The sequence below is a fragment of the Xenorhabdus littoralis genome (assembly GCF_033949345.1).
GTDB lineage: Bacteria > Pseudomonadota > Gammaproteobacteria > Enterobacterales > Enterobacteriaceae > Xenorhabdus > Xenorhabdus littoralis.
Map to the genome: position 1 here is coordinate 15,219 of NZ_VCDP01000031.1, position 26,357 is coordinate 41,575.

At 42.8% G+C, this 26,357-nt stretch carries 19 protein-coding genes; 18 read left to right on the forward strand and 1 reads right to left on the reverse strand.

Going from position 1 to position 26,357, the window contains the following annotated elements:
- The first annotated feature begins 9 nt into the window (after positions 1–9).
- The 11 genes from FE394_RS09235 (at position 10) to FE394_RS09285 (ending at position 16,467) form a co-directional block, all read left to right on the forward strand.
- On the forward strand, positions 10–3,333 hold the full coding sequence (locus tag FE394_RS09235; protein ID WP_319926104.1) for a non-ribosomal peptide synthetase: 3,324 nt from the start codon (positions 10–12) through the stop codon (positions 3,331–3,333).
- Positions 3,323–7,702: an amino acid adenylation domain-containing protein gene (locus FE394_RS09240; RefSeq protein ID WP_319926105.1), complete on the forward strand. Its 4,380-nt coding sequence runs from the start codon at positions 3,323–3,325 to the stop codon at positions 7,700–7,702. The genes FE394_RS09235 and FE394_RS09240 overlap by 11 nt, the downstream gene beginning before the upstream one ends.
- A 1-nt stretch (position 7,703) precedes the next feature.
- Positions 7,704–8,762, forward strand: coding sequence for a hypothetical protein (locus FE394_RS09245; RefSeq protein WP_319926106.1), 1,059 nt, complete (start codon positions 7,704–7,706; stop codon positions 8,760–8,762).
- Between the two features lie 30 nt (positions 8,763–8,792).
- Positions 8,793–8,996: an MbtH family NRPS accessory protein gene (locus FE394_RS09250; RefSeq protein ID WP_319926107.1), complete on the forward strand. Its 204-nt coding sequence runs from the start codon at positions 8,793–8,795 to the stop codon at positions 8,994–8,996.
- A 60-nt stretch (positions 8,997–9,056) separates the two neighbouring features.
- A complete protein-coding gene (locus tag FE394_RS09255; protein WP_319926108.1) occupies positions 9,057–10,124 on the forward strand; it encodes a methyltransferase in 1,068 nt (355 codons plus the stop codon).
- Between the two features lie 253 nt (positions 10,125–10,377).
- The gene (locus tag FE394_RS09260; protein ID WP_319926109.1) at positions 10,378–11,409 is read left to right on the forward strand and encodes a methyltransferase; all 1,032 of its coding nucleotides are present in this window, start codon (positions 10,378–10,380) and stop codon (positions 11,407–11,409) included.
- A 235-nt stretch (positions 11,410–11,644) separates the two neighbouring features.
- Positions 11,645–12,184: a dihydrofolate reductase family protein gene (locus tag FE394_RS09265; protein ID WP_319926110.1), complete on the forward strand. Its 540-nt coding sequence runs from the start codon at positions 11,645–11,647 to the stop codon at positions 12,182–12,184.
- Between the two features lie 82 nt (positions 12,185–12,266).
- Positions 12,267–13,805, forward strand: a complete 1,539-nt coding sequence (locus FE394_RS09270; protein WP_319926111.1) for a M28 family metallopeptidase — start codon at positions 12,267–12,269, stop codon at positions 13,803–13,805.
- 213 nt (positions 13,806–14,018) lie between these two features.
- Positions 14,019–14,840: a DUF3100 domain-containing protein gene (locus tag FE394_RS09275; protein ID WP_319926112.1), complete on the forward strand. Its 822-nt coding sequence runs from the start codon at positions 14,019–14,021 to the stop codon at positions 14,838–14,840.
- On the forward strand, positions 14,837–15,286 hold the full coding sequence (locus FE394_RS09280) for a hypothetical protein (RefSeq protein ID WP_319926113.1): 450 nt from the start codon (positions 14,837–14,839) through the stop codon (positions 15,284–15,286). The genes FE394_RS09275 and FE394_RS09280 overlap by 4 nt, the downstream gene beginning before the upstream one ends.
- On the forward strand, positions 15,286–16,467 hold the full coding sequence (locus FE394_RS09285) for a M20 metallopeptidase family protein (protein ID WP_319926114.1): 1,182 nt from the start codon (positions 15,286–15,288) through the stop codon (positions 16,465–16,467). The genes FE394_RS09280 and FE394_RS09285 overlap by 1 nt, the downstream gene beginning before the upstream one ends.
- A gap of 79 nt (positions 16,468–16,546) precedes the next feature.
- Here the strand turns inward: FE394_RS09285 and FE394_RS09290 are convergent, their stop codons facing one another.
- Positions 16,547–17,515, reverse strand: coding sequence for a LysR substrate-binding domain-containing protein (locus FE394_RS09290; RefSeq protein WP_319926115.1), 969 nt, complete (start codon positions 17,513–17,515; stop codon positions 16,547–16,549).
- Positions 17,516–18,130: 615 nt separating this feature from the next.
- Between FE394_RS09290 and FE394_RS09295 the strand changes: the two genes are divergently transcribed.
- From FE394_RS09295 to FE394_RS09325, 7 genes are all read left to right on the forward strand, one after another.
- Positions 18,131–20,137 (forward strand): type VI secretion system Vgr family protein, encoded by a 2,007-nt coding sequence (locus tag FE394_RS09295; RefSeq protein ID WP_319926116.1) that lies wholly within the window; start codon positions 18,131–18,133, stop codon positions 20,135–20,137.
- Positions 20,134–20,964, forward strand: a complete 831-nt coding sequence (locus FE394_RS09300) for a DUF4123 domain-containing protein (RefSeq protein ID WP_319926117.1) — start codon at positions 20,134–20,136, stop codon at positions 20,962–20,964. Before FE394_RS09295 ends, FE394_RS09300 begins: the two co-directional genes overlap by 4 nt.
- Before the next feature lie 21 nt (positions 20,965–20,985).
- Positions 20,986–21,255 (forward strand): PAAR domain-containing protein, encoded by a 270-nt coding sequence (locus tag FE394_RS09305; RefSeq protein ID WP_319926118.1) that lies wholly within the window; start codon positions 20,986–20,988, stop codon positions 21,253–21,255.
- 10 nt (positions 21,256–21,265) lie between these two features.
- Positions 21,266–22,897, forward strand: a complete 1,632-nt coding sequence (locus tag FE394_RS09310) for a hypothetical protein (RefSeq protein WP_319926119.1) — start codon at positions 21,266–21,268, stop codon at positions 22,895–22,897.
- 55 nt (positions 22,898–22,952) lie between these two features.
- Positions 22,953–23,792, forward strand: a complete 840-nt coding sequence (locus FE394_RS09315) for a hypothetical protein (protein ID WP_319926120.1) — start codon at positions 22,953–22,955, stop codon at positions 23,790–23,792.
- A gap of 218 nt (positions 23,793–24,010) precedes the next feature.
- On the forward strand, positions 24,011–24,856 hold the full coding sequence (locus FE394_RS09320; protein ID WP_319926121.1) for a hypothetical protein: 846 nt from the start codon (positions 24,011–24,013) through the stop codon (positions 24,854–24,856).
- Positions 24,857–24,940: 84 nt separating this feature from the next.
- Positions 24,941–25,921 (forward strand): hypothetical protein, encoded by a 981-nt coding sequence (locus tag FE394_RS09325; RefSeq protein ID WP_319926122.1) that lies wholly within the window; start codon positions 24,941–24,943, stop codon positions 25,919–25,921.
- Positions 25,922–26,357: the final 436 nt, after the last annotated feature.

Below are 26,357 nucleotides of genomic sequence, written 5' to 3' on the forward strand. Positions count from 1 at the left end.
GAGTGTTGTATGAACAATAATACACACCGGACGATGGTTTTTCCTGCTTCTCACAGTCAGGAACAACTTTGGTTCCTTAATGAGCTGGCACCAGATTCACAACTGGCTTATACCATGGCCGTCCGGGTTTCCATTGATGGTGATCTTGATGTACTTAAACTCCAGCGGGCCGTAAATCAGGTCGTGGCATCACAGGAAATATTGAGAACATCTTTTTCATATACCAATGGAAAACTGAGCCAAACCGTCTCACCATCCGCCACACTGCCTATCCACACAATCAATTATCTTGATGATGTTGCAAGTGCATTGCAATTAATCAATATGGAAGTAAAACGAAAATGGTTTCTGGGGCAAGCCCCGCTTTATCGTTTACTGCTGATAAAAACAGGGCAGAGTCACCATGAATTAGTCCTCAGCACGCATCATATTGTTTGTGATGGGATATCACTACAATTGCTGCTGAAAAGAATTTTCATGGCCTATGAAACGGGACACGATTTTATAGACGCGGATGCCCTGCAATTCGCTGATTATGCTGTCTGGAATAAACAAACTACCCATCAAGGCATTGATTATTGGCGATCACAGTTAGCTGGCGCTTCTACTGTTCTCGACGTCGCGCCCATGACACAGCGAAAAGATAAACAATCTTTCACCGGCTCCCGTATTCCGCTGAATTTTAATCATAATGAATGGCAGTCGATACGACAAAGAGCAACCCAAATAGGCGTTTCAGCCGCAGCAGTATTCTTAGCTGCATACTGTATTATCCTGCACCGCATTACAGAACAAGACGATATTTTGGTCGGCATCCCAACATCAAACAGGATCAGACCCGAATTACGCAATGTCATCGGTTATCTCTCCAATATTTGTGTTTTTCGCAGCCAGTATGATGAAGAACAAAGTGTTACAGATTATCTGAAACAGATACAAAGAACACTTTCTGACTTGATTGATAATAGCGAGACACCGCTACCTGAAATACTGCGTACCATCGAGCATGTCCGGGCTCCGGGACTTCCTCCCCTTTTTCAGGTCTTGTTTGGCTATGAGCAGGATACGCCGCATTTTTTTGATTCCGGATCACTGCATTTAACATTTTCCGATGTAGATACTGGCGCTTCTCGTCTGGATCTTTCCCTGTTCCTATTTGAGGATCAGGATCGCAATACAACAGGCTTTCTGGAATATGCTACCGATGTCCTTGATGCCTCAACCGCGATTAAGATTTCAAGTATGTTGGAACAGGTTCTGAGGCAATTTGCTCACCTGCCCCCCTTGCAACTGAATGAATTAAGCATGGGCCATGGTGATTCCCGTGTTGTATCAGCCCATCTTGAGACTGAATTCCAAAGTATTCCCGGTCAATTATCAATTCTGGCAAAAAAACAACCAGATGCACTTGCGCTATTTGACGAATATTGTGACGAATATAGTGATGAATATAGTGATGAATATAGTGACGAACATCGCCAGCTAACGTTCCGTGAACTCAATCAGCAAATTATCCATGCGGCTGGCATATTGATGAACACACACGGTATTGTCGCCGGCTCCCATGTTGCCGTTATGGGTAAACGTGGAGTCGCGTGGGTTGTTACTATGTTGGCCATCTGGCAACTGGACGCGGTCTATATTCCCCTTGATGTGACCATGCCGGAGTCTCGGCTGCAAGAAATGCTCTCAAGATTGAGCAACGTGACTTTGATAGCAGACGAAACAATGCCTGAGTCTTTCAGGCAATGGCAGCCTATCCCAATGGCTTCACTATGGTGCCATTCTCCGCAATATTCTCCGCAACATTATCCGCAACATACTGCGCAACCTGAAACCCGTGTCGGCACATCCGCCAGCTATATTATGTTTACCTCTGGTTCGACCGGGCACCCCAAAGCTGTCATGGTTCGTCAGGACAACCTTGTCTCCACGTTGACTGCATTTGGTAAACTGCTGAATATCAGTTCCAGCGATCGGATGCTGGCTCTGACCACTTTCTCTTTCGATATCTCCCTGCTGGAACTTCTGTTAATGCTGGTTCACGGTGGAAGTGTCCACATTGCCCCGGCAGAAGCGCAGCGTGATGGCAGCAAGTTAATCGAATACCTGAACAACCATGAAATAACGCTGGCCCAAGCGACACCGATTACTTGGTCACTGGCCTTGATGGCAGGTTGGTCACCACGAAAAAACTTGCGCATGCTGTGCGGCGGAGAACAGTTGCCTCAGGATTTAGCCGACCGTTTGTGTCAACCCGGCATGACATTATGGAATCTGTACGGCCCAACGGAAACAACAATCTGGTCAACAGCATACCAAATACAGCCCCAGACAAATCAGAGTTGTACACAGAGTTGTACAATTCGTTTGGGAGCGCCGATCGCAGGGACACAATTGACGGTCGTGGATAAGCATCTCCAGCCTGTTCCTAAAGGATTTCTGGGTGAATTAATGATTTCAGGGTTGGGGGTCAGTTCCGGTTATTATGGTAATGCGCCTGAAACCGCCAGAAAATTCTTGCCTGATCCCTTTGCCACAGGAGCAAGAGCCTATTTGACTGGTGATATGGTACGGATGTTACCGGACAATTCCTTACTCTATGTCGGTCGGCGTGACGATCAAATCAAGCTGCGCGGGCATCGTATTGAACTGGGTGAAATCGAAGTCGCACTCAGGAAACTGCCCAACGTCAAAGATGCTGCGGCATATCTCCCTTCTCAGCGAAGCGAAAACGCCGCACGACTTCAGGCATTCATTATTTTTTCAACGCATGTCGAAGATGAACAGGCATGGATGACTCAAGCCCTTAATGCCCTGAAACGCGATCTGCCAAAAGCCTGGATCCCCACGGAATATTTCCGTATTTCAGATATTCCCCTGACACATAATGGTAAACGGGACAAAAAACACCTCCAGTCTCATGCCATTCGCATCAATGCCACTGTTGAAAGTATAGCGCCAAGAAATGAGGCGGAAGCCAAGATCCATGATGTCTGGAGCCAACTGCTTGGCACAAACCACTTTGGGATTACAGATGATTTTTTCCAGCTTGGTGGTCATTCCATTTTAGTCGCCCAGATGGTGGAGCGTATTGAAACAGCGTTCGGGGAACGCATCCCTATCGCAGATATTTATATTTCCCCGACAATCGCCCGCATCGCAGCAACTCTGGAATCCATGAAATTCGACACCGGAATAAAAACTGAAGGAGTTCAGGGCAACTGGGAATTTAACACGATCGCACTCAATACCTTTAACAATCATGCTCACACTCCATCCTCTTCTCAGGTTCAGGAGAAATCATCAGGAGAAATAAATAGTGCAAACTAAACACACGGTCACTTTCGAAGATGAACTGCGTTCACACCCGTTGGCTCAGGGAGCAATCAGCGCACATCCACTTTCCACAGAACAAAAAAGGATCTGGTTACTGACCCGCTTATCTGATGCCAATATGATGCCCATTACGGCTCACTATCAGGCAATAGGGCACTTGGATATTGCCGCAGTGCAAATTAATCTCAGCCAGCTAGTGGCCAAAGCAGAAACCCTGCGCAGCCTGTTCATTGAAGTGGCAGGCCAGCCAGTCAGGCTATTAATGCCAACAGGGCAGGTACAATTCGAATTTTTCGATGCAAATATTCCGGCAAATGCAGGAAAAGAACCCGATGTTGGTACAACGTCTGAACCTGAGCTTATCATCAAACAACTTCAGCAACCTTTTAATGTGAATGAAGGCCCATTACTCCGCATCTTCATCAGCAAACTCTCTGAAGAAAAATATGATGTTTTTTTGGCTGCCCACCCCATCTCGCTGGATGAAGATTCACTGAAACTCATCGCCGAATCAATATGTTTGCCAGAGAGCCATTTACCCTTGTTATCGGCGGGCGATTTGACTGCGGCCTTTCAGGCAGAACAAGTCCACATAAACGATGAATCCGTCAGAAGTGCAATCTATCAATGGGGGCAAAAACTTCAGGCTCCAGCCACAACCGAAATTCCGATTGAATTTCCGCGGCCGGAGATCAAACTGACACAACGAAAAATCCATACCATTCAGCATGGGAAAACATGGAGAACAAAAAGCCCGGAACATTTTATTTCGTGCTGGCTTGCGGTGTTAATGCGTTGGCAAGGCTCCCATGCTGCGGTGTGCGGTGTTAAAGTTCGTGATTCTGCCCTTTCCTCGGTTATCGGCCCACTGCAAACATTCCTGCCCGTCCGGGTTGATCTGGCAGAAAACAGCACACTACAGGATATCAGCCAACAAGTTGCTGAGCAGTTAGCGGCGGGAAATAAAGTTTCATTTTCCAATCTGCTGGAAATCTGCCCCCCGAAAAGGGATCTAAGCCGGACTCCTTACTTCCAAACCGGCCTGAGATATATCGAGACTGCGCAATCCCGTGACCTAAACAGCAAGACAGCCATGTTGGAATGTCCCCCGTTGTTCTCATCCAGCGATCTTGATCTCTACATCACCTGTCATGAGGGAGAGCAAGAGATGACGCTGGTGATGGACTATGATTGCAACATTTTGACCAAAGAACTGGTCGATACACTGACAGAAGCATTAATAGCGATGCTATCTACTCCTCATGATCAGTCTTTTGAAACCGCGCTGCTGATATCAGACAAAACCCGGGAAAATATTCTGGCCATTTCACGAGGAGAAAGAACGCCAGCCCTGAACATAACACTCACTGATCTAGTTGCGGAGACAGTAAAATCAGCGCCGGACAATATCGCTATCGTAGATGATACTCAGCGACTGAGCTATGCAGAATTATGGCAACGATCTGAATCTGTGGCAGCGAATATCCAGTCACACATTACGCAAGCAAAGCAAATTATTGCGATATGCCTCCCCAGAACGGCTGATTTCGTTACTACGGTATTAGGTGTATTGCGTACAGGTCACGCCTTCCTCCCGATTGACCCGCGCCTTCCCAGCGAACGAATCCGCTTTTTATTGGAAAACAGTCATAGCTCATTGGTCATCACCTCACAAGGTCAAATCACTCATGACTGGCCAGAGATCCCTGTACTCTGCATAGAAACCCTAGATACGTCAATTCGCTGGGAAACTCCCGATAATTTATCAGACAATTTATCAGACAAAGATGCCGCGTACATTATTTATACCTCCGGCAGTACCGGACAACCTAAAGGCGTACTGGTTGAACACCAGCAAGTGGTCAACAATTTAATATGGCGTCAGCAAACCTGGCCCTTATATCCACAAGATAACATCTTGCATAACCACTCATTCAGTTTTGATCCCAGTATCTGGGCACTGTTCTGGCCTCTCATCAACAGCGCCACCATTGTGCTGGCAGATACGGCAGCAATGGAAGATTCAAGCATCCTGATCAACCTGATTAAACAGCACCAAATCAGTATATTGGGAGGTGTGCCCAGCTTGCTGGGAGCCTTGGTCGATCATCCACAAGCAGAAAACTGTCATTCCATCAGGCTGGTACTCAGCGGCGGTGAAACCCTGAATGTGGATTTGGTGAAAAAACTCCATACCGTCTGGCAAACCCGGGTCATCAATCTGTACGGGCCGACAGAAACCACCATTGATGCACTTGCTTATGCCGTCCCGAATGATGTACACGACCCTATTCCCATCGGTTATCCCCTGAGCAATGTCGATGCCTTTATCGTTGATCCTGCCCTTAATCTGGTTCCCTGCGGCGTCCCCGGCGAGATCATGATTGCAGGCAAAGGTCTGGCTCGTGGTTATCTGGGTAAGCCCACGGAAACTGCCCTGCGTTTCCTGCCCAATCCTTTCTCTACAGGCCGTCTATATGCCACTGGAGATATAGGACGTCGTCTATCCAATGGAGCGATCAGTTATCTGGGGCGGCGTGATCATCAGGTAAAAATCCGCGGACACCGCATTGAACTTAACGAAGTTTCCTATGCGATACGTCAGATTTTGGGTATCAGTGAAGTCGTTGTTTTTGCGATTGGCGCCGGAACAGAGCAGGCAAGATTGATTGCAGCCTCAGACCAAAAGGCAGATTCAGATGCCCACGATATTCTCCGGCAATTATCCCAACACTTACCGGCTTATTTGGTGCCTGCCCAATTTCTGCTGATGGATAAACTCCCCAGAACTACGACCGGAAAAGTGGATCTATTAAAACTGGTTGAACTGGCAACACCAACCAAAACGGAAACTATAACGCTCAAAGGACAAGCCCCCGCGTCAAAGCTGGAAGAATCCATCATGCAAGATTTTGCCCAGATACTGGGATTGTCAGAAGTCACCCCTGACACTGATTTCTTTGCTCAAGGAGGTACATCCATCCTATTGACCCGCCTGGCAGGTAAACTGGCAACACAGCATCAGGTTCAGATCCCATTACACGAATTTTTCCGAGTACCTACGCCTTCGGCTGTGGCTGAAACCATTGAGATTTATCGTCGCGAAGGCTTATCAGCCCTCCTTGCCCGCCAACATGCCCAAACGCTGGAAGGTGATATTCGGCTGGATGACAACATACAACCTCTAGGGCTGCCACACGCCAATTGGTATCAGCCCGAATGGGTATTCCTTACCGGAGCCACCGGTTATTTGGGGCTATATCTGATAGAACAACTCCTGAAACGGACATCCAGCAAAATAATCTGTCTATGCCGGGCCAAGAACAGTGAACATGCCAAAGAAAGGATTGTTGAAGGCCTGAAAAAATATCGCATTGAAATTGAAGCCGAACTACATCGGGTTGATTTTTTAGTCGGTGATCTGGCACTTCCTCACTTTGGCCTGCCGGATGATCAATGGCAATCACTGGCTACCCATGTGGACGTCATCTATCACAATGGAGCTTTGGTCAACTTTGTTTATCCCTACAGTGCGCTGAAAGCCACCAACGTAGGCGGTACTCAGACAGTATTCGAGCTCGCATGCACCGCCCGGTTGAAAAGCGTCCATTATGTTTCTACCGTGGATACTTTGCTGGCAACACACACTCCCAGACCGTTTCTGGAAGATGACGGCCCGCTGAGATCCGCTGTTGGCGTTCCGGCTGGTTATACAGGCAGTAAATGGGTAGCCGAAGGCGTTGCCAACCTCGCTCGCCAACGTGGCATTCCCGTGAGTATTTTCCGTCCCGGATTGATTTTGGGGCATACCGAAACAGGCGCATCACAGAGCATCGACTATTTGCTGGTTGCACTGCGCGGCTTTTTACCAATGGGTATTGTGCCGGATTATCCACGCATTTTTGATATCGTGCCAGTAGACTATGTTGCCGCTGCAATTGTGTATATTTCACAGCAACCCCAGAGTCAGGGTAAATTCTTCCACCTCTTTAACCCAGACCCTGTTTCTATTCGTCAGTTCTGCGACTGGATTCAGGACTTCGGTTATAAATTCAAGATAGTGCCTTTTGAGGAAGGCAGAAAACGCGCCTTAGCTGTTCCACCCGGCCACCACCTGTACCCATTGATTCCCCTGATTAAAGATGCCGATCCAGAGCCACACAGGGCACTTGATCCCGTCTATCGGCATGAAGTGAACCCTGAATTAGAAGGACAGCAGACATTTGGGTTACTGGAATCCTCAGACATCCCCCGTCCGGTGACCATGAAAGCGTATGCCCACAAAATCCTCAATTATCTGATTGAGACTGACTTTCTGATTGCGCCAAAAAATCTACAACACCAGAAACAGGAACAGAAATAACATGAACCAGTCATCTTTCCCGATATCGATCAATCCCTTCATTCTCGGAATACCTGAAGATTTACCCGTGAATGAACAAGGTTTGCTGACTGCCAAGACATTAGCAAACCAAGTTATGTCACAAATCGAAGCGGCACAGGCCTATCAGAATTTGACGACTTTTATACAGACCTTGGACAAAATTTACAGGCAATTCCCTGAAGTCTCCGATGGCATGATGACGGATGATCCCCGTGAAAGTCAGGAAAACAGAGATAATGATAAATCCTTCTGGATTGAGAGACATAAAGGAGAAAGTGTCTCTCTGTTAATCAAAGCTACACTGGGCGCTACAGTGCAGGTCAGCGAACTGGTCGAGCGTTGGGGCACCAACTTAAGTCCGGACGAGTGGGATCAGATCATCTCTACCGTCGATGCCATTCTGCATACGATTACCAAACCACGCAGTATGCCGCAAATCAGGAAGTATTCATTGGCTCTCCCCACCCGGAAAGAAGAGCCTGACATACCGTTCAGGCGCTGGGTCAGGGGACACCTGCTGTTTATGGTGCTCTGTCAGGGAATGAGCCTGTCCCTCAATCTGATGATAAGTGCCGCTCAGGATAACGATCTAGAACTGGCTCATGCTCAAGCCAACCGAATTATCCAATTGATGGATATCTCCCGAATCACACTTGAATTCGCGACCGACCTCAATCAAGAGCAGTATTTAAGCGAAATCCGACCCACATTAATGCCTCCCATAGCTCCCCCCAAAATGAGCGGCATTAATTGGCGTGATCACGAAGTACTGATCCGCCTCATGCGCCAATCAACAGCTACTTGGGATTTTATTGAGCAAACATACCCGAAAACGGTTGAACGTATGCGCTCAGTACTGACTGACGTTTATACCGCTCACCGCAACGTTTGTGAAAAATTTGTCGGGGAAAGCAGCAGTAGCCTGCTTGGTAGAAAAAAAGCGGCTACCCCTGCCGGACAAATTTTGGAAGGGCTCAAGAAAACTCGGATGAGCTCCCTGAATACAAGCTCCCTGAATAAAAATGAACACATAAAGTAACTCCAGCATGCCATTCATTAAGGAGACCCTATGGCAACGTTTCTTGGTGAAAATGATTCCGTGTTGTGCCTTGTTGTGACTAATGCCAACAAACAGTATTCGATCTGGCCGAATGGGCGGGAACTCCCGTCAGGATGGTTTAAGGAAGGATTCGGAGGTACACGCAGTGAATGCCTGAAATACATCGATCGCGTCTGGACAGAGCCTACCGCCCATGACGCGACACATGAATAAAAATGCTCTACATCAACTAACCAACTAATTTATAAAATATTATTATTAAGGAATTAAGATATGACATCTACCCATCGCTCAGCTGATTATACAAAGCCTGCTCAACTTGATATGGCGGGGCTTAGTTATCTCTTATTTAGTCATGCTGCATTCCAGTATCTCAGGGGAGCTTGTGAGCTGAATCTGTTTGAAACAGTCAAATATCTTCATAAACCTACAAAAGACCAAATCAAGACAGCGTTGGGCCTGGAAGAGCGGGCAACAGATATTCTGCTATTAGGTGTCACCTCATTGGGTATGCTGGTAAAAGACAACGGCACTTACAAAAATGCTGAGGTCTTGGAAGAACTCATGTGCACTGATGATTGGCAACGCTTTAAGGATACCGTCGCATTTGAACAATATATTGTCTATGAAAGCCAGCTCGACTTTACCGAATCCCTGCGGGCAAACAGTAATGTTGGCTTACGGCGTTTTGCAGGTGAAGGCCGTGATCTTTACCACCGAATGCACCAGCATCCTGAACTGGAAAAAGTTTTCTATAAATATATGCGTTCCTGGTCTGAACTGGCCAACAAGGATTTGATTACACACCTTGACCTAACCAACACACATCGTCTGCTGGACGCAGGGGGGGGTGATGCAGTCAATGCCCTTGCACTGGCACAAGCTAATCCTCATCTGCACGTAACATTGCTCGATATTGAATCAGCTCTGTCAGTGCCAAAATCCAAAATTGCAGCATCGGGGCTTGGAGACAGGGTCGAAGCCAAAGCCTTGGATATCCTGCATGATCCTTTCCCGGCAGGTTACGATTGTATTCTTTTTGCCCATCAACTGGTTATCTGGACACTGGAAGAAAACACTCGCATGTTGCGCAAAGCCTATGATGCCCTGCCACAAGGGGGACGCGTTGTGATTTTCAACTCCATGTCAAATGATGAAGGGGATGGCCCTATTGTTGCTGCACTGGACAGTGTTTATTTTGCCTGCCTGCCTGCTGAAGGAGGAATGATTTATTCCTGGGAACAATATGAACACTGCCTGAATGAAGCCGGATTCAAAGATCCTCAGCGCATCCGCATTCCGGGCTGGACACCGCATGGCATCATCATTGCCCATAAATAATCATTGCCTGTACCCAATAAAAGGGCGAAAGGGGCAAAGAAGATAAATCACATTACGTCATCCTGCTCCATAAAGCCGGATGACTTTTTGTCACACATTTATACCCAATGGATTTCGAGTTGCAGCGCGACGGCAAGAAAGTGAATCCCCAAGAGCATAGATAACTATGCGACTGGGGTGAGCGAGCGTAGCCAACAAAGCTGCAACTTGAAAGACGACAGGTATACAACATACTCAATTGAAGGGTGCCATAATGGACATACAGAGTGACAACAATACATCTCAGCAAATCAGACAAATTCTATATAGCCAATTAATATCCCAAGCCGTACAGACTTTCTGCGTCCTCAATTTGCCCGATTTAATTGACAACTCCGACAGTTCAATTGAGCTGTTGGCAAAACAGACACAAACCCATCCGGCTGCCTTGATGAGGCTACTCCGGGCTTTGGTTCAGTTTGGTCTCATTACTAACACAGATGGCAAATTTGCTTTAACCTTATTGGGTAAAAGCCTGACAAAGCAAGCCGTTGCCTCCGCCCAGCCAACCGCGTTGCTGCTCAGCGAAGAAGTCGGACAAACCTGGCGTGGAATAACAGAAACAATCCGCAGCGGAAAATCCAGCTTTGAAGAACACTATCACACCACCCTATTCAAATATCTTGAAGCCCATCCGGAAAGAAGGGGCATTTTCGACCGTTCACAAGATATGGGGCTGGATTTGGAAATTCCTGAGTTATTAGATTATCTTGATATAGGCGAAGCAGAAACCATTTTGGATATTGGCGGAGGCTCCGGCCACCTGCTTATGCAGATATTAAAAAAATGGCCGAATAATCAAGGAATTCTCTTTGATTTACCTGTCGCGACTGAAATAGCCCGAAAAAAACTGGATGAACAAGGAAAAACAGGGTTATTTCAAATCATCGCAGGAGATTTTTTCAAAGCATTGCCTGAAAATGCCAGCATCTATCTTCTGTCACATGTACTCCATGATTGGAGTGATGCAGATTGCAGCAAAATTTTATCAACCTGCCACCGGAGCATGCCTAAAAATGCCATACTCATCATTATCGATTTATTAGCTTCAGATATAGAAGATACAAGATCAAATAAAACCGCAGCTATGATGGATTTATATATGCTTTCTCTGTTCGGCATTTCAGGTGGTAAAGAACGAACAGAAAAAGAATTCAGAGAATTACTCGAACAAGCTAATTTTACCGTTAACGAAATCAGTCAATTACCCAGTGGGAACGGCATTATACATGCCTCACCAAAATAATAAATCACGCCAATTATACGTATATATGAAATGACATACTTTCCTTGACAGATGATAAAAAAATACGACCTAACAGACCTGATCATGTAATATATAATGTAATAGGCTTTATTAAATTAATTCAATGAAGTTATTAAATTAGTCGGGTATTAATTAATGAATGAATGTTCTTATTTACAAACAACGTTAATTAGCCAAATTTTTTAATCATCATATGTAACTATGAGGAAATATAATGTCAAAGCTCATTTATTATGTCGCCGCAACAATGGATGGTTATATTGCAACGAAAGACCACGAATTGGATTGGCTCTATGAGTTCACTCTTGGCGATGATGCCACGCCGTACGATGATTTTTATCAAGGGATTGGTGCGGCCATCATGGGGGCTGAAACTTATGAATGGATCATGAAAAACTCAGCTAGTGACTGGCCCTATAAAGATATCCCGTCATTCATCATTTCTTCAAGGGGACTCTCAATTCCTGCCGGGATCAATGCTGTAATCACCCAAGAATCACCCAAATCCATTGCTGCCAAAGCAAGAGTCGCAGCAAAAGACAAAAATGTCTGGGTGGTAGGCGGAGGAAAAGCGGCGGCGTATTTTGCTGATGCGGGCGAGTTGGAACAGTTATTCATTACAACCATTCCTGTATTTCTGGGTTCTGGCGTCAGAGTTCTGCCGACCAACAAAAATATCAAAGTGATCCCCACGATGCAGAAATTATTACAAAGCGGTGCCATCGAAACCCTAATGGATATAAAAATGAGCTAAGTACCAGTACTGCGTGTAACAGGGCTTGTTCTTGCCAAGCAACTGTTATCACGCAGCCTATTGACAACAATGAGGAAACAACATGCCTCGTATCATTTTTAGCCTGATTTTAGTCGTTGTTCTTGGTTTATCGGTATATCAAGGTGTCAGTATGGTACAACCGACCACGACCGCCACCATCACTTTATCAGGCAAAGAGACAGGATATTTAAACGTACAAAAAGATCTCAGCATTATTGCAGCTAAACCACATCCTACAGTATCCGCACAGCAAGAGCAGGTCCGCCGCTATTTACTCACAGAAATTCAGGCAATGGGATATCCCGTTACAGAACAACCGTTCCTTTTCACGATTGATGAACTTATTGCCCGCCAGAAAAAAATCTACTCCCAACTTGATGAGTATCAACGTCACGAATTTGATGCGGAATTAGCACGAGTCGGTGCCAAAACCTTTGAAGAAGAAGTACGTATCCGCTCAGGATTAAAACAGGGAAATTCAGCGTATGGCACCAACATTATTGCCAAGAGGACTTCTCTTTCCGCGAAAAACACTATATTGATTGTTGCGCATTATGACAGTGTGGGCACCTCTCCCGGAGCAGGTGATGATGGCATGGCGGTTGCATCCATATTGCAGTTAATGCGGGATCTAACCCACGTGAACACCATAAAAAATAACGTTATTTTCTTACTGACTGATGGTGAAGAACTGGGATTGCTAGGGGCAAATTATTTTGCCAACCAATTGACTGATGAAGAATTACAATCTATCAGCCTTGTTTTAAATTTCGAAGCAAGGGGTAATCATGGTACTCCTGTATTATTTGAAACCTCTGCACAGCCTTATTCTCTGATGACGGCATTAAATAAAAACTTAAGCAATATCACCGCATTCTCATTTACTCCTTTAATATATAATATGTTACAGAACGATACTGATTACACTGTATTTAAGAAAAAGGGAATAACCGGCCTAAATTTTGCTGTAGTGCAAGGATTTGAGCATTATCATAGAATGAGTGACACAATAGAAAACATTTCTCCTGAAACCTTATTCCAATATCAAGACACCGTGAGAAAATCAGGTTACTATTTTGTAGTACAACAAGATATGGATTTACTGAAACATAATAAGGATGCAGTCTACTTCCCATTGCCTATATACGGATTGGTCATTATTCCCCCTTATGCCGCCTTTACCCTTGGCATAGGTATTTTAATTATTTGTTTATTATGGGGTAAAAATATTTCTCATCAGCAGCAGAAAGTAAAAAAACTGTATAGGCCACTGCCATTTATTTTGATTGGAACACTCAGTGCAATAATTTCCATACAAATACCCGCTCTGTCTTATTTAATTATCATACCATTTTTGTTTTTATTAATTTCACACATAATTTTATTTAGATTTCAACGAGTTTATCTCGCTATCATTATCACGACATTAGGAATATACTTTTCAAGCCTCTTGTATACACCAGTGGTTTACCTGATCAACAGCGGATTACAAAGTTTATTATTTGCTTTCATTATAGCATTAGTCCCCATAATAATATGGAGCATAAATTGTTGGTATCTATGGAGAGAAATGCAGAGATCATCCACTGATAATCGGTAATAAACTGAATATTTTTCAATGTAGCTATCTATAGAGTTCTGTTTCCCCTATGCCGGAGACATTATCTCCGGCAATATCTGGGAATAAATCATTACAATTCCTTTATTTCATACTCTATGAAAAATAGGCATGGAATAAACATGACATCTATCATGCTAAATCATTCATCCTCACATACAATGTTCTCCACACATTATTACGTGGAGATAAGGAATGGAATATAATAGAAGTCAGAAAAATATTTTCTTTATCAGCATATTAGTTACCCTGTTTTTAATTTTCATTTCCCAATATGTCATTGGGAAAAAAGAAATAAAAATTGGAGTTGCGGTCATTCCCATTTTACCTATGTTGTTTTCAGTGATTATCGGGATGATCATTTCGGCAGAAATCACCCGCAATAAATTAAGATTATGGGGGAAAATATTTACCAAAAAAGAAGAAGAATTCTGTGGGAAAATGGTCGGAATTAGTCTTTTAGTTTTGGGAACTCAATATGCTGGCATGATTGTTCCCAATATCAAAATGATATTGAGTGTCGGTATCCCTCTGTTTATACAAGAGATTGGTAACTTATTACCCATATTTATTGCCATCCCATTAGCGATAAAGTTTGGCTTTGGGCGCCGATCAATCGGAGCGGGTTCTTCTATCAGTCGTGAACCGTCAATTGCGGTGATTCAGGGAAAATTCGGCACAGGCTCACAAGAATATATCGGCGTACTGGCAATCTATTTATGCGGTTCCGTTATCGGCACGGTGTGGTTCAGTATCCTTGGCAGCCTCGCTCCTTTGACCGGATTGCATCCAATGGCACTGGCTGCCGGATCAGGTGTCGGTTCTGGCTCCATGTTAAGTGCCGCATCCGGCGCACTGATTAGCGGGCTGGATGAAGCGATGACACAGAAGGTCTTGAGTGTTGCAGCGGCTTCTAATCTGTTATCGTCCGCTCTTGGGGCATTATCTCTAACATATCTTGGTCTGCCTCTTTCAGAAAAGATTTATAAGATCTTCAATAAAGAGGAAACCGTATGAAAAATATCATCATCGATATGAAACTGGTTTTCGTAGCGGTATTACTCGCCATGTTTACCCAGACACTGACATCAGGGATCGCTATTCATCACATGTGGGATAGCCTGATTGCGATGTCCCTCATCGTGTTTCTCTCCCTTGTGGCAAAACATTATTTGCCTTCATCACTACCAACATTCGCCTATGCCACGATTATCGGCATTTTAATTTGCCTGCCAGACACAGTAATAAAAACATTTTTTCTCCATGCCATTGGCAAAGTCTCATTTTTATCCTGCTGTGTTCCTCTGCTGGCATTCGTTGGTTTATCTGTCGGTGGACAGTTGGAAGAGCTAAAAAAGATGTCTTGGAAAGTTATCGTTATTTTCATGGTCGTTTCCACCTGCTGCTTCTTCGGTGCTTCTGTCGTTGCTCAAATTGGATTCAGCATAAAAGGGGTAATCTAATGAACAAAAATCAATATAACGTGAGTGAAAAACTGTTTGAATTGAATGAATTCAGCAAAAAAACACGGCAAGATTTACATAAAATTCCTGAATTATCAGGTCAGGAATTTAAGACATCCCAGTATTGCCGTGACCTCATGACTGGTTTTGGCTATGCCATCAAAATCCATGAAGGTTATACCGGTTTTATCGCTGATTTGATCATTGATCCCACAAAACCCCTGATTGCATTTCGTGCCGATATGGATGCCCTTGAAATGCCTGATATGACAAACAATCAACATACTTCAATTCATAAAGGGTGTGCCCATAACTGCGGCCATGACACCCATATGAGCATCGCCCTGACAGCCGCTAATTATTTGTCAAAACATCGGGATGAAATGAGTGCCAATGTGCGTTTTATCTTTCAGATGGCAGAAGAAGACATGCGTGTTCCGGGTGCAGATAAAATGGTCGAGCAGGGTTGCGTAGAAGGTGCCAGTGAAGTGTATGCCTTGCATAATAACGGCGCACAGGAAACGGGAAGCATCAGTTTAAATAGGGGTGTGATGTCATCATGGGGCTCAGCATGGACGCTGGATGTACATGGTATTTCCGCCCACGGTTCAACGCCCCAAAAAGGGTTGGATGCCATTCGTGAAGCCTCCCGCATTATCGATTATATGGATTATATCGTTGCCAAGAAAACCGATCCTTTCAGCCCTGCGGTATTCAGCTGTGGCATGATCAAAGGAGGAACGATCCCCAATGCCGTAGCCGATCACGTTCAGGCTCGCGGAACTATTCGTGCTATGGATAAAGAAACCGATCAACTCCTGAAAGATAGTTTTCAGGAAATTATTGCCCGCAGTGAATCGGGAGGGTTCAAAACCACTATCGTTTATGACAGCTATCCCGCAGTGGAAAACCACCCGCAGGCATACCTGCATATTCTGGAAGCCGCAGCTAAATTCCTGCCAACCGAGAATATTGAGTCAAATAGTCACCCCATGACTGGCAGTGAAGATTTCAGCTACATGATCAACGCCACCAAAGCTCGCGTTGGCGCAATGTTCTTTCTCGGCAGCGGCAATAAAGCCAAAGGAATTGATAACTACCTGCATTCCAATCCTTATTATATTGACGATGACTGTCTGCTGGTTGGAGCACAAATCTTTATCAACCTTGCAACACGTTAAATACCACCTGCGTCCGGTCATTGCTACATTGACCGGACGCTATATCACTTTAGGAATCGCGTTCAGGAATCAATGAGTATCAGAGCATCGGTAAGCTATCTAACACAACTTGACTACAATCAACCTGCTGCGATTGTTCGCAACTCTGGATCGTATTTTTATCTAAGTGCGGGGCATATAACAGGATAAAGTCGTACATATAGTTTTTCATATGCGATCTCTTATTCAAGCAAACATAAGTAAAACTCGGCGGGATCAAATGATCTACATTGATAATATGCAGATCCGCCCGATCACGATCATCCAATGCTGCCGTTGCGATCATTCCAACACCAAGTCCCAGCCTTACATAGTGTTTAATGATATCCGTATCCGTCGCCGTCAATACCACTTTCGGTATAACCTCACTTTGATAAAACACCATATCCAGCATTGAGTGTTGGGAAAAACCAAACACATAAGTAATCAATGGATAGCTTGCCAGCTCTTCGAGAGTAATACATTCAGCATCCACCAAAGGATGATTTTTAGGCACAATAACACTACGTGTCCAGCGGTAACACGGCAGGGTCAATAAGTCCGAATAAAAGTGCATGGATTCAGTTGCTATAGCAAAATCCACATCACCATGTCTTACCATATCAGCAAGCTGCGCGGGTGCCCCCTGATGAAAATGTATGGAAACGTTCGGGTATATTCCCCTGAATTTATCCACAACTTGCGGTAATTTATAACGAATATGTGTATGCGTTGTCGCAATATGTAAGTTAACCTCCTGCCCCTGATCTTCCTCCGCCACCATATTTTTTATCTTCTCAACCTGAGCAATAACATTACTGGCGATTTGGTGTACTTGCTTACCGATTGGGCTTAACTCCAATAAACTGTTATTTTTTCTAATGAATAAGGAAACATTTAATTCCTCTTCCAAAAACTTAATCTGCTTACTGATTGTCGATTGTGAGGTATATAATTTTTCTGCTGTGCTGGTGATATTGAAATTATTTTTAACTATCTCGACAAGGCTTCTTAATTGGTTGATGTTCATGGTTTACAATATCCTGATCTTAATTTTTATAGTAAAGGAAAAAGGTAAGTCATCATATTTATCTAAATCGCTATATTTTATAAATGAGCAATGTGAAATCTTCATTCATATTGTGAGTAAAAATAAGATAAAGATGGCTCACCCCGGATAATGACATTTCAAGGTTAATAAACCATATATAACCAGTTAATTTTAATATTTAAATATAGATTGCGAGCGGGTTTGAAATTTTCAGAAAAAATAATCTGAAAACTAAGATAGTGAAAAACAATCTGAATAAAGAACCATTAAAACAGCACTAACGTAGTTGAATTAAATAAATCAGTAAAATCAACAAATTTAAAATAAATAAAAATTATGTAAAACTAAAAAATAATTTATTTTACAAAATGAAACAGTTTAATTCCATGAAGAATAAAAAACCAAACAACAAAATATTTTGCGAATAAAACAACAAAATTAATAATATCGTTCATTTAATAATGATTACCTGTAGAACCCGTCTAAACTTTGGGCTACAGTAGCAAATCCAATTAGATAAATAATTTTTCACAATCATGCTAACCTAGCCATCTTATATGTTCATATTTCAACCAGCCTACAGGAAGGAAACGAATGAACAAGGTAATGAATACCGTCAGTCAGCTATTTGATCGTTCAGGTTTGGTCTTTACGCTCATCACCGAAAATTTACCTGAACAAACCTTTGCTGTCGTGGATTTTTCCCTGCATGAATCACTGTCATCTCCTTTTCAGTTAGAGGCCACTCTCACCTGTAAAACTGCTGAGATTGACTTTGCTGATGTTCTCGACCGGAATGCCGCTTTTGCTGTGCATCGCAACGGGCAGGTTGAACGGCAAATCACGGGCATGGTAACGCAGTTTTCTCTGCTTTCCAGCGGGCGTCATCACAGCCATTACCATATCACTATTCAACCCCCTTTATGGCGCGCCTCTTTGCGAGTCAACAGCCGGATTTTCCAGAATCAGTCGGTTGTAGATATCGTGGAAACCCTACTAAGGGAAAACGGTGTGCGCAATTTTTTCTTTGCACTCGGTTACAAACACCCACCACGAGAGTTTTGTGTTCAGTACGATGAAAGCGATCTGGCCTTTATCCAGCGCTTACTGGCCGATGAGGGGATCTTTTACTATTTCGTGTTCGATCAAGAGCAACATGAACAACGCATTGTTTTTCATGATTCCTGCCTCTCCCTCAATCAGGTAATTACCGTTCCCTATCGTCCTGAAACCGATATCACTGGCGAAATAACCTGTATCCGTCAGTTTCAATGGTCGGAACAAGTCGGTGTGGCCAGTATTACCACTAAAGATCGAACTTTCAAAAATCCGCGCTGGAATCGGGAGTTTTGGTATGAAGGCCGTAATCTGGAACATCAGCGGCAATTGAACAGCTACCACTATTATGATTTTCCCAGTCGTTATAAAGATGATGAACTGGGGCAACGGGCCAGTCAGTACCGCTTGGAATACCTGCGCAGGGATACCCAACGTGGCAGTGGTCAGGGGGATTGTTTTGCCATGTGGCCAGGGCAGTTGTTTAGCCTGATTGACCATCCACGGGAAACCTTTAATGATCAATGGCAACTTATCCAGATAACCCATTCGGGACAACAGCCACAGGCCGACGAAACTCATTCCGGCGATAGTGGTACATGGTTATCCAACCAATTTTCCTTCACCAGCCGGAAAAATTCTTATCGTTCTTCCCCCTATCCCAAACCCAAGATGGAAGGTCCTCATATCGCAACCGTTGTCGGGCCGGAAGGTGAAGAAATCTTTTGTGATGAATACGGGCGTGTCCGTATCCAGTTTGATTGGGATCGGTACGGCGAGTTTGATGATCGCAGCTCTTGCTGGGTACGGGTCAGCCAAGCCTGGGCAGGACAACTCATGGGCATGATTGCCATTCCCCGTATTGGTCATGAAGTACTGGTGGATTTTGTCCACGGCGACCCTGATCAGCCAATTATTGTCGGACGGGCTTACCATGCCAACAATATCCCGCCAAACCGTCTGCCGATGGCAAAAACACAAATGTCGATCCGCTCCAAGACCCACAAGGGTGAAGGGTTTAACGAGTTACGTTTTGAAGATGAAAAAGACCGCGAAGAAATTTTTATTCATGCCCAGAAAAACCTTGCCATTCAGGTGCGTAATTCTCGCGGGGAACGGATTAACTATGACCGGACTACCAGTATCGGGCATGACGATGAACTGGTGATAGCCAATAACCGCAAAGTAACAGTTGAAGGCCAGCAGGATCATAAAACCACGGGCAACTATATTGAGCAAACTGACGGAGATCGGTCACTGCAAGTCAAGGGTGATCTGATTGAGAAAATTCAGGGCGTGCTCAGCGTTGATGCTTTGGGCGATATTACCCTACAAAGCGGCAGCAAAATTACGCTGGGAGTCGGCGGGAATTTTATCGTGCTTCACGCAGGCGGCATTGATATCAAGGGTGCGGCCATCAATCTGAACTCTGGCGGTAGTCCGGGCGATTTACTCGCACCTGCCAACCCCGCCATTCTCCTTGCTGCGGCTAGTGAAGGTTCAATGTTTGTCGCCCATTGCCCAATGAAGGAACAACAGGAATGAATCAAGAAATACTCTATGCCATTATCGACGGCGCAGCGGAGCCGGATCTGTTTCTGATGCTGGAACGCTATGATCCGCCCTCCGCCTGTCTGTATAGTGAACCTCTCCAGCCAGAGCTGGTTGAAATAGCTCCTTATCTGGTTCAAGTCGATGAAAACGTCAAAATCTGGCTGGAATGCCGCAAAACACCATGGGGAATTTTCATTCACAGCACGGCTGATATGAAAACCCTGCGCCAGCATTTAAGAAAATACCTGCAAGTACTGCTTCCCCAACAGGAAAAACCGGTGTTTTTCCGCTTTTATGATCCACGCAATATCTGGGATTTTCTGGGTGTGTTGAGTGATTGGGAAGTGCATTGTTTTTTAGGGCCGATTACGCGTGTTACCACACTCTGCCTTGAAAAAGAACGCACAGATAACTTTGTCAGGATTAGGGAACCTTTCCCTGTAGGTGCAACCAGTAAACGCAAAATGCTCTCGATCTCACCGGTTCAGCTAGAGAAAATTCAATTGATTTTTACTGAGCGTTATATCGAGAAATTAGCCAATTTCATTCCTGAATGGTTGGAAAAAGCGCCTTTTGATTTCATTCCCCATATCGACACCGTCGAATGTGCACGGCAGTTTTTTGCCTGGTTCAGCCAAATTAATATCACAGATGATCGTAATGTACGTGGATTACTCCAGCTCTTTATCACGCGACACTACCTTTCTATTAATGACCTGCCGACTGCTATCTATGCCCAATTGACCGAGTTCAACCAGCCGGGACATATGCGAGCAGAAAGTTTACTGATTCAGGAACTGGGCCAAGTGCCCCTTTAAAGAAACGAGGGAGAAAATAGCATGGGAAACGCAGTAAAAATCGGAGATATCGGCACTGAACACGGGGATTGTTCCGCGACCCCCGTCATCAGTGGCGCGGGCACGGTGAAAGTTGATGGCGCTAATCTGGCAAGACAAGGCGATGCTCTGGCTTCCCATTCATCACATTCACGAGCAATAGCGGGAGGTTCCGGCTCCGTGTTTATTGAGGGAAAACCTGCCGCCAGAACGGGTGATGCCGTTGATTGTGGTGGAGTGGTGATTGGTGGCGGTAGTGTAAATATTGGCTGAGGATATAAAGATGACTTCAACAAAGGCAGGTTCAGCAACATGCGATTGTGATAATCCAGATAATTGCACACATAAAATTGATATTACATTGGGTGGTAAAACGATTAGTTATACACAATCTTGGTTTCAAAGAAATTTCTTTTATGTCCTTGATGCACCAAAAACTACGTTTGAGTACATCAATGAGTTGCCTAAGGAAGAAAAACCAAATGTGACAATCAGTTTAAAATCGATAAGTAAAGGCTGTATTTCACATAACCCTGATTGCCCGATTGGTAACGTATTTGATGAGAAATACCAACCTATCGCACAGTTCTCACCTCAAAAAACTTACACAGGAGAACTGTATTACCACAAAGCAAATCAAGATTTTTTAGTGCTTGATCAAGGGCCATTCTCCGTTTTATCTCGGTTCCTAAAAAAAGATTTTCTCTCTGATATAGAAAAACAACACTATCCCATCAAAGTTGATGAGTGTTCAGGCAAACCCCTAATCAAGAAAGAATACTCTGGTATAGAAAAAGTCATGTCCACTTTATTGGGTGAAAAAACGGTCCTGAGTTCCAATATTTATTTAATAACCAAAGAGAAACAGGAAATCGATCTGATTTTTAAGGCAAAAAAAGATGTAGAAGAGTTCACAGACCAACAAAGAAGGAGACAACAAACTAAAATCAATCGAGAACGGGGTCTGGAACATAGAAAGCATCGTGGCTGGACTCAAGATACGACACGTTATCAAGTGGCGAACGCATTGTCTGTTGAAGGAAAAATTAAACTTCAGAAAGGCACCGCCAGCCGTACATGGTCACATACCTTACAAAAAGAGTTCAAGAAAAATAAAAACGAAATCAAACCGATAGAAGCGTTTGTACAGGGTATTGATAAAATCACTAATGTCCTGTCAGTCGGACATGATAGTGATAAGTTCAAAATCCTAAAAATGAATCTTATCTATCCCTCAATTAAGATTCATGGTGAACATGAGCTTACCCATAATAATAAGTTTCAACTGTATTCCAAATTTGGCGCAGAAATAGCGGCTGCTCCTCTGATTGGCCTGGAATTACGTGTTGATGTACTTCAGATATTGGCCGCTTATTTTAAAATTGAAGGCGCTGTTTCCAAATTACGTGAAGCAGGTCAAGTTTACGAAGAAAAAGTCAAAAGGGGTGAAAATGGGGCATTTGTAGGGGCACAATTGGATCTCATCTTAGCAGGAGAGCTAAATGTTAAATTTGGTTGGGCATCTGATGAAAAAGGAGATTGGTCTTTCAAAAAAGATGGTGTATTAGAAGCCGGCATTAGCATTAAGGCTGAAACTAATATTCGTGGCGGAGTCAGTTATTATGCTATTAATGGTTATGTAGATGCGACAGCCAGAGCGAACGCCAAATTGCTGGTAGCACTGGAATCAAAACCAAAAAATATGGATTTGGTATTTTATCATGATGGAATTAAGGCATCGGTGGATATAGATTACGCTTTTGGTGTGAGTAATAAAAAATCCTCTAGTGGAAATGAATTAGAAGAGCGTGAACCAATCGTAAAAGTAGAAAAAAAGGATGGAGTAGGTAATGAATGGGTATTTCAAAAACCACTTGCTAAAGACAACTCGCCCTATCGGGTTTCTTTGGGGTAGTACTTTGATATGTTTCTATATGTTATTTAGCACTTCTGCATCAGGAAAAACAAATATGGAATATAAATATTTACTCTCACTGAATACCAATAGGAGCCTATGCATCGTAAGGGTTAATGGTATGATCGCAATGGGAAATAAAAATTCACCAAATGGAACTCAATCAAGTGGAATAAATTCGACGGCTTTTTTAGAGAATGGTGTGAATACCTTGGAACTATTGTTTGGAAGAAAGCATTTTGATAAGAAATATACTGAATTAGATAAATTTCACCCAGAATCGTGGTGCGATGCTACGTTGAAAAAACTGTCTACTCACGATCAACAAGGTGAAATTATCAGCCGCATTAAATTAGTAGTCGACAAAGATGGCCGTGTAGTGACCGATATAAATTCCAGATTTGACTTTGCGGGCATGTCTGATTCATCAGGAGAAAAAAACTTATTTAAAGCAAAAAAAACATATTCTATTAATGGATTGCCAGACTGGCTGTGGACGAAAGCCCAATCCGTCACAGAAAAGGATTTACCGCTTATAAAATCTTTTTATCAGGAAATAATTAATTCTTTTGCACAAAAAGATTTAGATAAAATCTGGAAAATAAGTCAACCCGCATGGGAAGAATGGGCTATTGCTGATAACAGTAATCCCAAGATTTTCTTCAATTCTATGGAATTTGAGGAAAAAATAGATAGTGATAAGTATACAGTCAGAACAGAGCCAGAATGGAATAATTTTAAACTCGTTAGTTATAAAAACGGACGCCTATTCCGTTTGGAAGAAGGTGCGTACGGTCGCTCTCCTATATTATTTGATAACAAGGTCACCGGTGATACCGCCACTTACAGCCCTTATTTATCCATTATTAACGGAAAAGTTGTTATAGCAAGATAATTAACTTTGTTGGCTAATCAGGTATTGTTCTTTAAACATCTGATTAGCCAAACATCATAATTTCCCTGATGATATAGAAATAAAATGGAGCAGAAAAAATGAATGGGTATTTCAAAAACCACTTTCTAAAGATCAATCACCCTATCGGGTTTCTTTGGGTTAGTATTTTACTATGTGCTTATATGTTATTTAGCGTTTCAGCATCAGGGAAAACAGATATGGAATATAAATATTTACTCTCATTTAACACTAATAGAAGCTTCTGCCTAGTACGAATTAATGGAATGATGGCTATGGATAACTCGAACTCTGCCAATGGTACTCAGTCTAGCGGTATAAATTCAACAGCTTTTTTGGAGAATGGTTCTAACACTATGGATATACTCTTTGGTGGCATATCTTTTGAGGAAGAACTTTATCCAGAATCTTGGTGCGAAGCCACATTAAAAAAAGTGTCAGCTCACAGTATAGAGGGTGAGACTATCAGCCATATTAAATTAGTGGTAGATAAAGATGGGAATGCAGCAACTGAAGAATCACTCAGGAATATATCAAATGAAAAAGCAGGATTTGACTTAGCGGGTATGTCCACTGTACCAGCTGAAAGAAGTTTATTTGTTGCAAAAAAAATATATACCATCAATGGATTACCAGATTGGATGTGGACGAAAGCCCAATCCGTCACAGAAAAGGATTTGCCGCTTATAAAATCTTTTTATCAGGAAATAATTAATTCTTTTGCACAAAAAGATTTAGATAAAATCTGGAAAATGAGTCAACCCGCTTGGGAAGAATGGGCTATTGCTGATAATAGTACCGCCAGAATCTTCTTCGACTCAATGAGATTTGAAGGGAAAATAGATAGTGATAGGTATACAGTCAGAACAGAGCCCGAATGGAATAATTTTAAACTCATTAGTTATAAAAATGGACGCCTATTCCGTTTGGAAGAAGGTGCATACGGTCGCTCTCCCATCTTATTTGATAATAAAGAAAATGGTAATACCGCCACTTACAGCCCTTATTTATCAATTATTAACGGAAAAGTTGTTATAGCAAGATAATTAACTTTGTTGGCTAATCAGGTATTGTTCTTTAAACATCTGATTAGCCAAACATCATAATTTTCCTGAGGATATAGAAATAAAATGGAACAGAAAAATATGAATAAGCATTTCAAAAACCACTTGCTAAAAACAACTCGCCCTATCGGATTTCTTTGGGTTAGCATTTTATTTTGTTTTTATATATTATTCAGTAATTCTGCATCAGGGAAAACAGAAATGGAATATAAATATTTACTTTCATTTAATACACATAAAAGTCTTTGTTTAGTACGTATTAATGGTATGACTGCCATGGATAATTTAAACTCATCCAATGGAACTCAGTCTCGCGGCATAAATTCAACCGCTTTTTTAGAGAATGGTGCTAACTCTATAGAATTACTATTTGGCAGTAGATCTTTTGAGGAGGAACTTAAATCCGAATCCCGATGTGAAGCCACATTAAAAAAAGTATCAATTTACAACGAAGATGGTGAAATTATCAGTCAAATTAAATTAGTGGTTGATAAAGATGGCAACGCTGTGACTGAAGAGTCACGCAGGAATATATCCGATAAGAAAGCAAGTTATGACTCGACTGGCATGTCAAAAATACCCGCAGAAGAAGGTTTATTTTCTGCAAAAAAAACATATACCATCAATGGATTGCCAGACTGGATGTGGGCAAAAGCCCAACCCGTCACAGAAAAACATCTACCTATGATAAAAACTTTTTATCAGGAAATTATTAATACTTTTTCACAAAAAGATTTAGATAAAATCTGGAAAATGAGTCAACCCGCTTGGGAAGAATGGGCTATTGCCGATAACAGTAATCCCAAAATTTTCTTCAATTCTATGGAGTTCGAAGAAAAAATAGATAGTGATAAATATACAGTCAGAACAGAACCAGAATGGAAAAAGTTCAGATTGGTCAGCTATAAAAATGGTCGTCTATTTCGCTTAGAAGCTGGCGCACATGGCCGTTCCCCCATCTTATTCGATAATAAAGAAACTGGAAAAACAGCTACCTATAGCCCTTATTTATCCATAATTAACGGAAAAGTCGTTATAGCAAGATAATTAACTTTGTTGGCTAATCAGGTATTGTTCTTTGAAAGCCTGATTAGCCCAATATCAAGATATCTCTGATGACACAGAAATAAAATGGAGCAGAAAAAATAAATGGGTATTTCAAAAACAACTTTCTAAAGATAAATCTCCCTATCGGATTTATTTGGGCTGGTGTTTTATTGTATTCTTATATGTTATATTGAAATTTCAGTACAAATTTCGGATCGGTTTAAATTTTAGATAAATACAATTTATGTTATTCAAACAACCATCAACCCATGTTTAATATGCACTGATGGTTGTTTTTAAAAAAATATTCTTGATATGGAAAAATCAATATCGACATACTCTTAATATGTGAATCCAAGCTAGTTTAGAATACATACCTATCGTCATTTCCCACCTTAATTTATAATTAAAGTTATTAACAGTTTATTGATGCGTA

Coding starts and splice junctions, on each gene's coding strand:
- FE394_RS09235 (WP_319926104.1), top strand. CDS start 10: ATGAACAATAATACACACCGGACGATGGTTTTTCCTGCTTCTCACAGT.
- FE394_RS09245 (WP_319926106.1), top strand. CDS start 7,704: ATGAACCAGTCATCTTTCCCGATATCGATCAATCCCTTCATTCTCGGA.
- FE394_RS09250 (WP_319926107.1), top strand. CDS start 8,793: ATGGCAACGTTTCTTGGTGAAAATGATTCCGTGTTGTGCCTTGTTGTG.
- FE394_RS09255 (WP_319926108.1), top strand. CDS start 9,057: ATGACATCTACCCATCGCTCAGCTGATTATACAAAGCCTGCTCAACTT.
- FE394_RS09260 (WP_319926109.1), top strand. CDS start 10,378: ATGGACATACAGAGTGACAACAATACATCTCAGCAAATCAGACAAATT.
- FE394_RS09265 (WP_319926110.1), top strand. CDS start 11,645: ATGTCAAAGCTCATTTATTATGTCGCCGCAACAATGGATGGTTATATT.
- FE394_RS09270 (WP_319926111.1), top strand. CDS start 12,267: ATGCCTCGTATCATTTTTAGCCTGATTTTAGTCGTTGTTCTTGGTTTA.
- FE394_RS09275 (WP_319926112.1), top strand. CDS start 14,019: ATGGAATATAATAGAAGTCAGAAAAATATTTTCTTTATCAGCATATTA.
- FE394_RS09280 (WP_319926113.1), top strand. CDS start 14,837: ATGAAAAATATCATCATCGATATGAAACTGGTTTTCGTAGCGGTATTA.
- FE394_RS09285 (WP_319926114.1), top strand. CDS start 15,286: ATGAACAAAAATCAATATAACGTGAGTGAAAAACTGTTTGAATTGAAT.
- FE394_RS09290 (WP_319926115.1), bottom strand. CDS start 17,515: ATGAACATCAACCAATTAAGAAGCCTTGTCGAGATAGTTAAAAATAAT.
- FE394_RS09295 (WP_319926116.1), top strand. CDS start 18,131: ATGAACAAGGTAATGAATACCGTCAGTCAGCTATTTGATCGTTCAGGT.
- FE394_RS09300 (WP_319926117.1), top strand. CDS start 20,134: ATGAATCAAGAAATACTCTATGCCATTATCGACGGCGCAGCGGAGCCG.
- FE394_RS09305 (WP_319926118.1), top strand. CDS start 20,986: ATGGGAAACGCAGTAAAAATCGGAGATATCGGCACTGAACACGGGGAT.
- FE394_RS09310 (WP_319926119.1), top strand. CDS start 21,266: ATGACTTCAACAAAGGCAGGTTCAGCAACATGCGATTGTGATAATCCA.
- FE394_RS09315 (WP_319926120.1), top strand. CDS start 22,953: ATGGAATATAAATATTTACTCTCACTGAATACCAATAGGAGCCTATGC.
- FE394_RS09320 (WP_319926121.1), top strand. CDS start 24,011: ATGGAATATAAATATTTACTCTCATTTAACACTAATAGAAGCTTCTGC.
- FE394_RS09325 (WP_319926122.1), top strand. CDS start 24,941: ATGGAACAGAAAAATATGAATAAGCATTTCAAAAACCACTTGCTAAAA.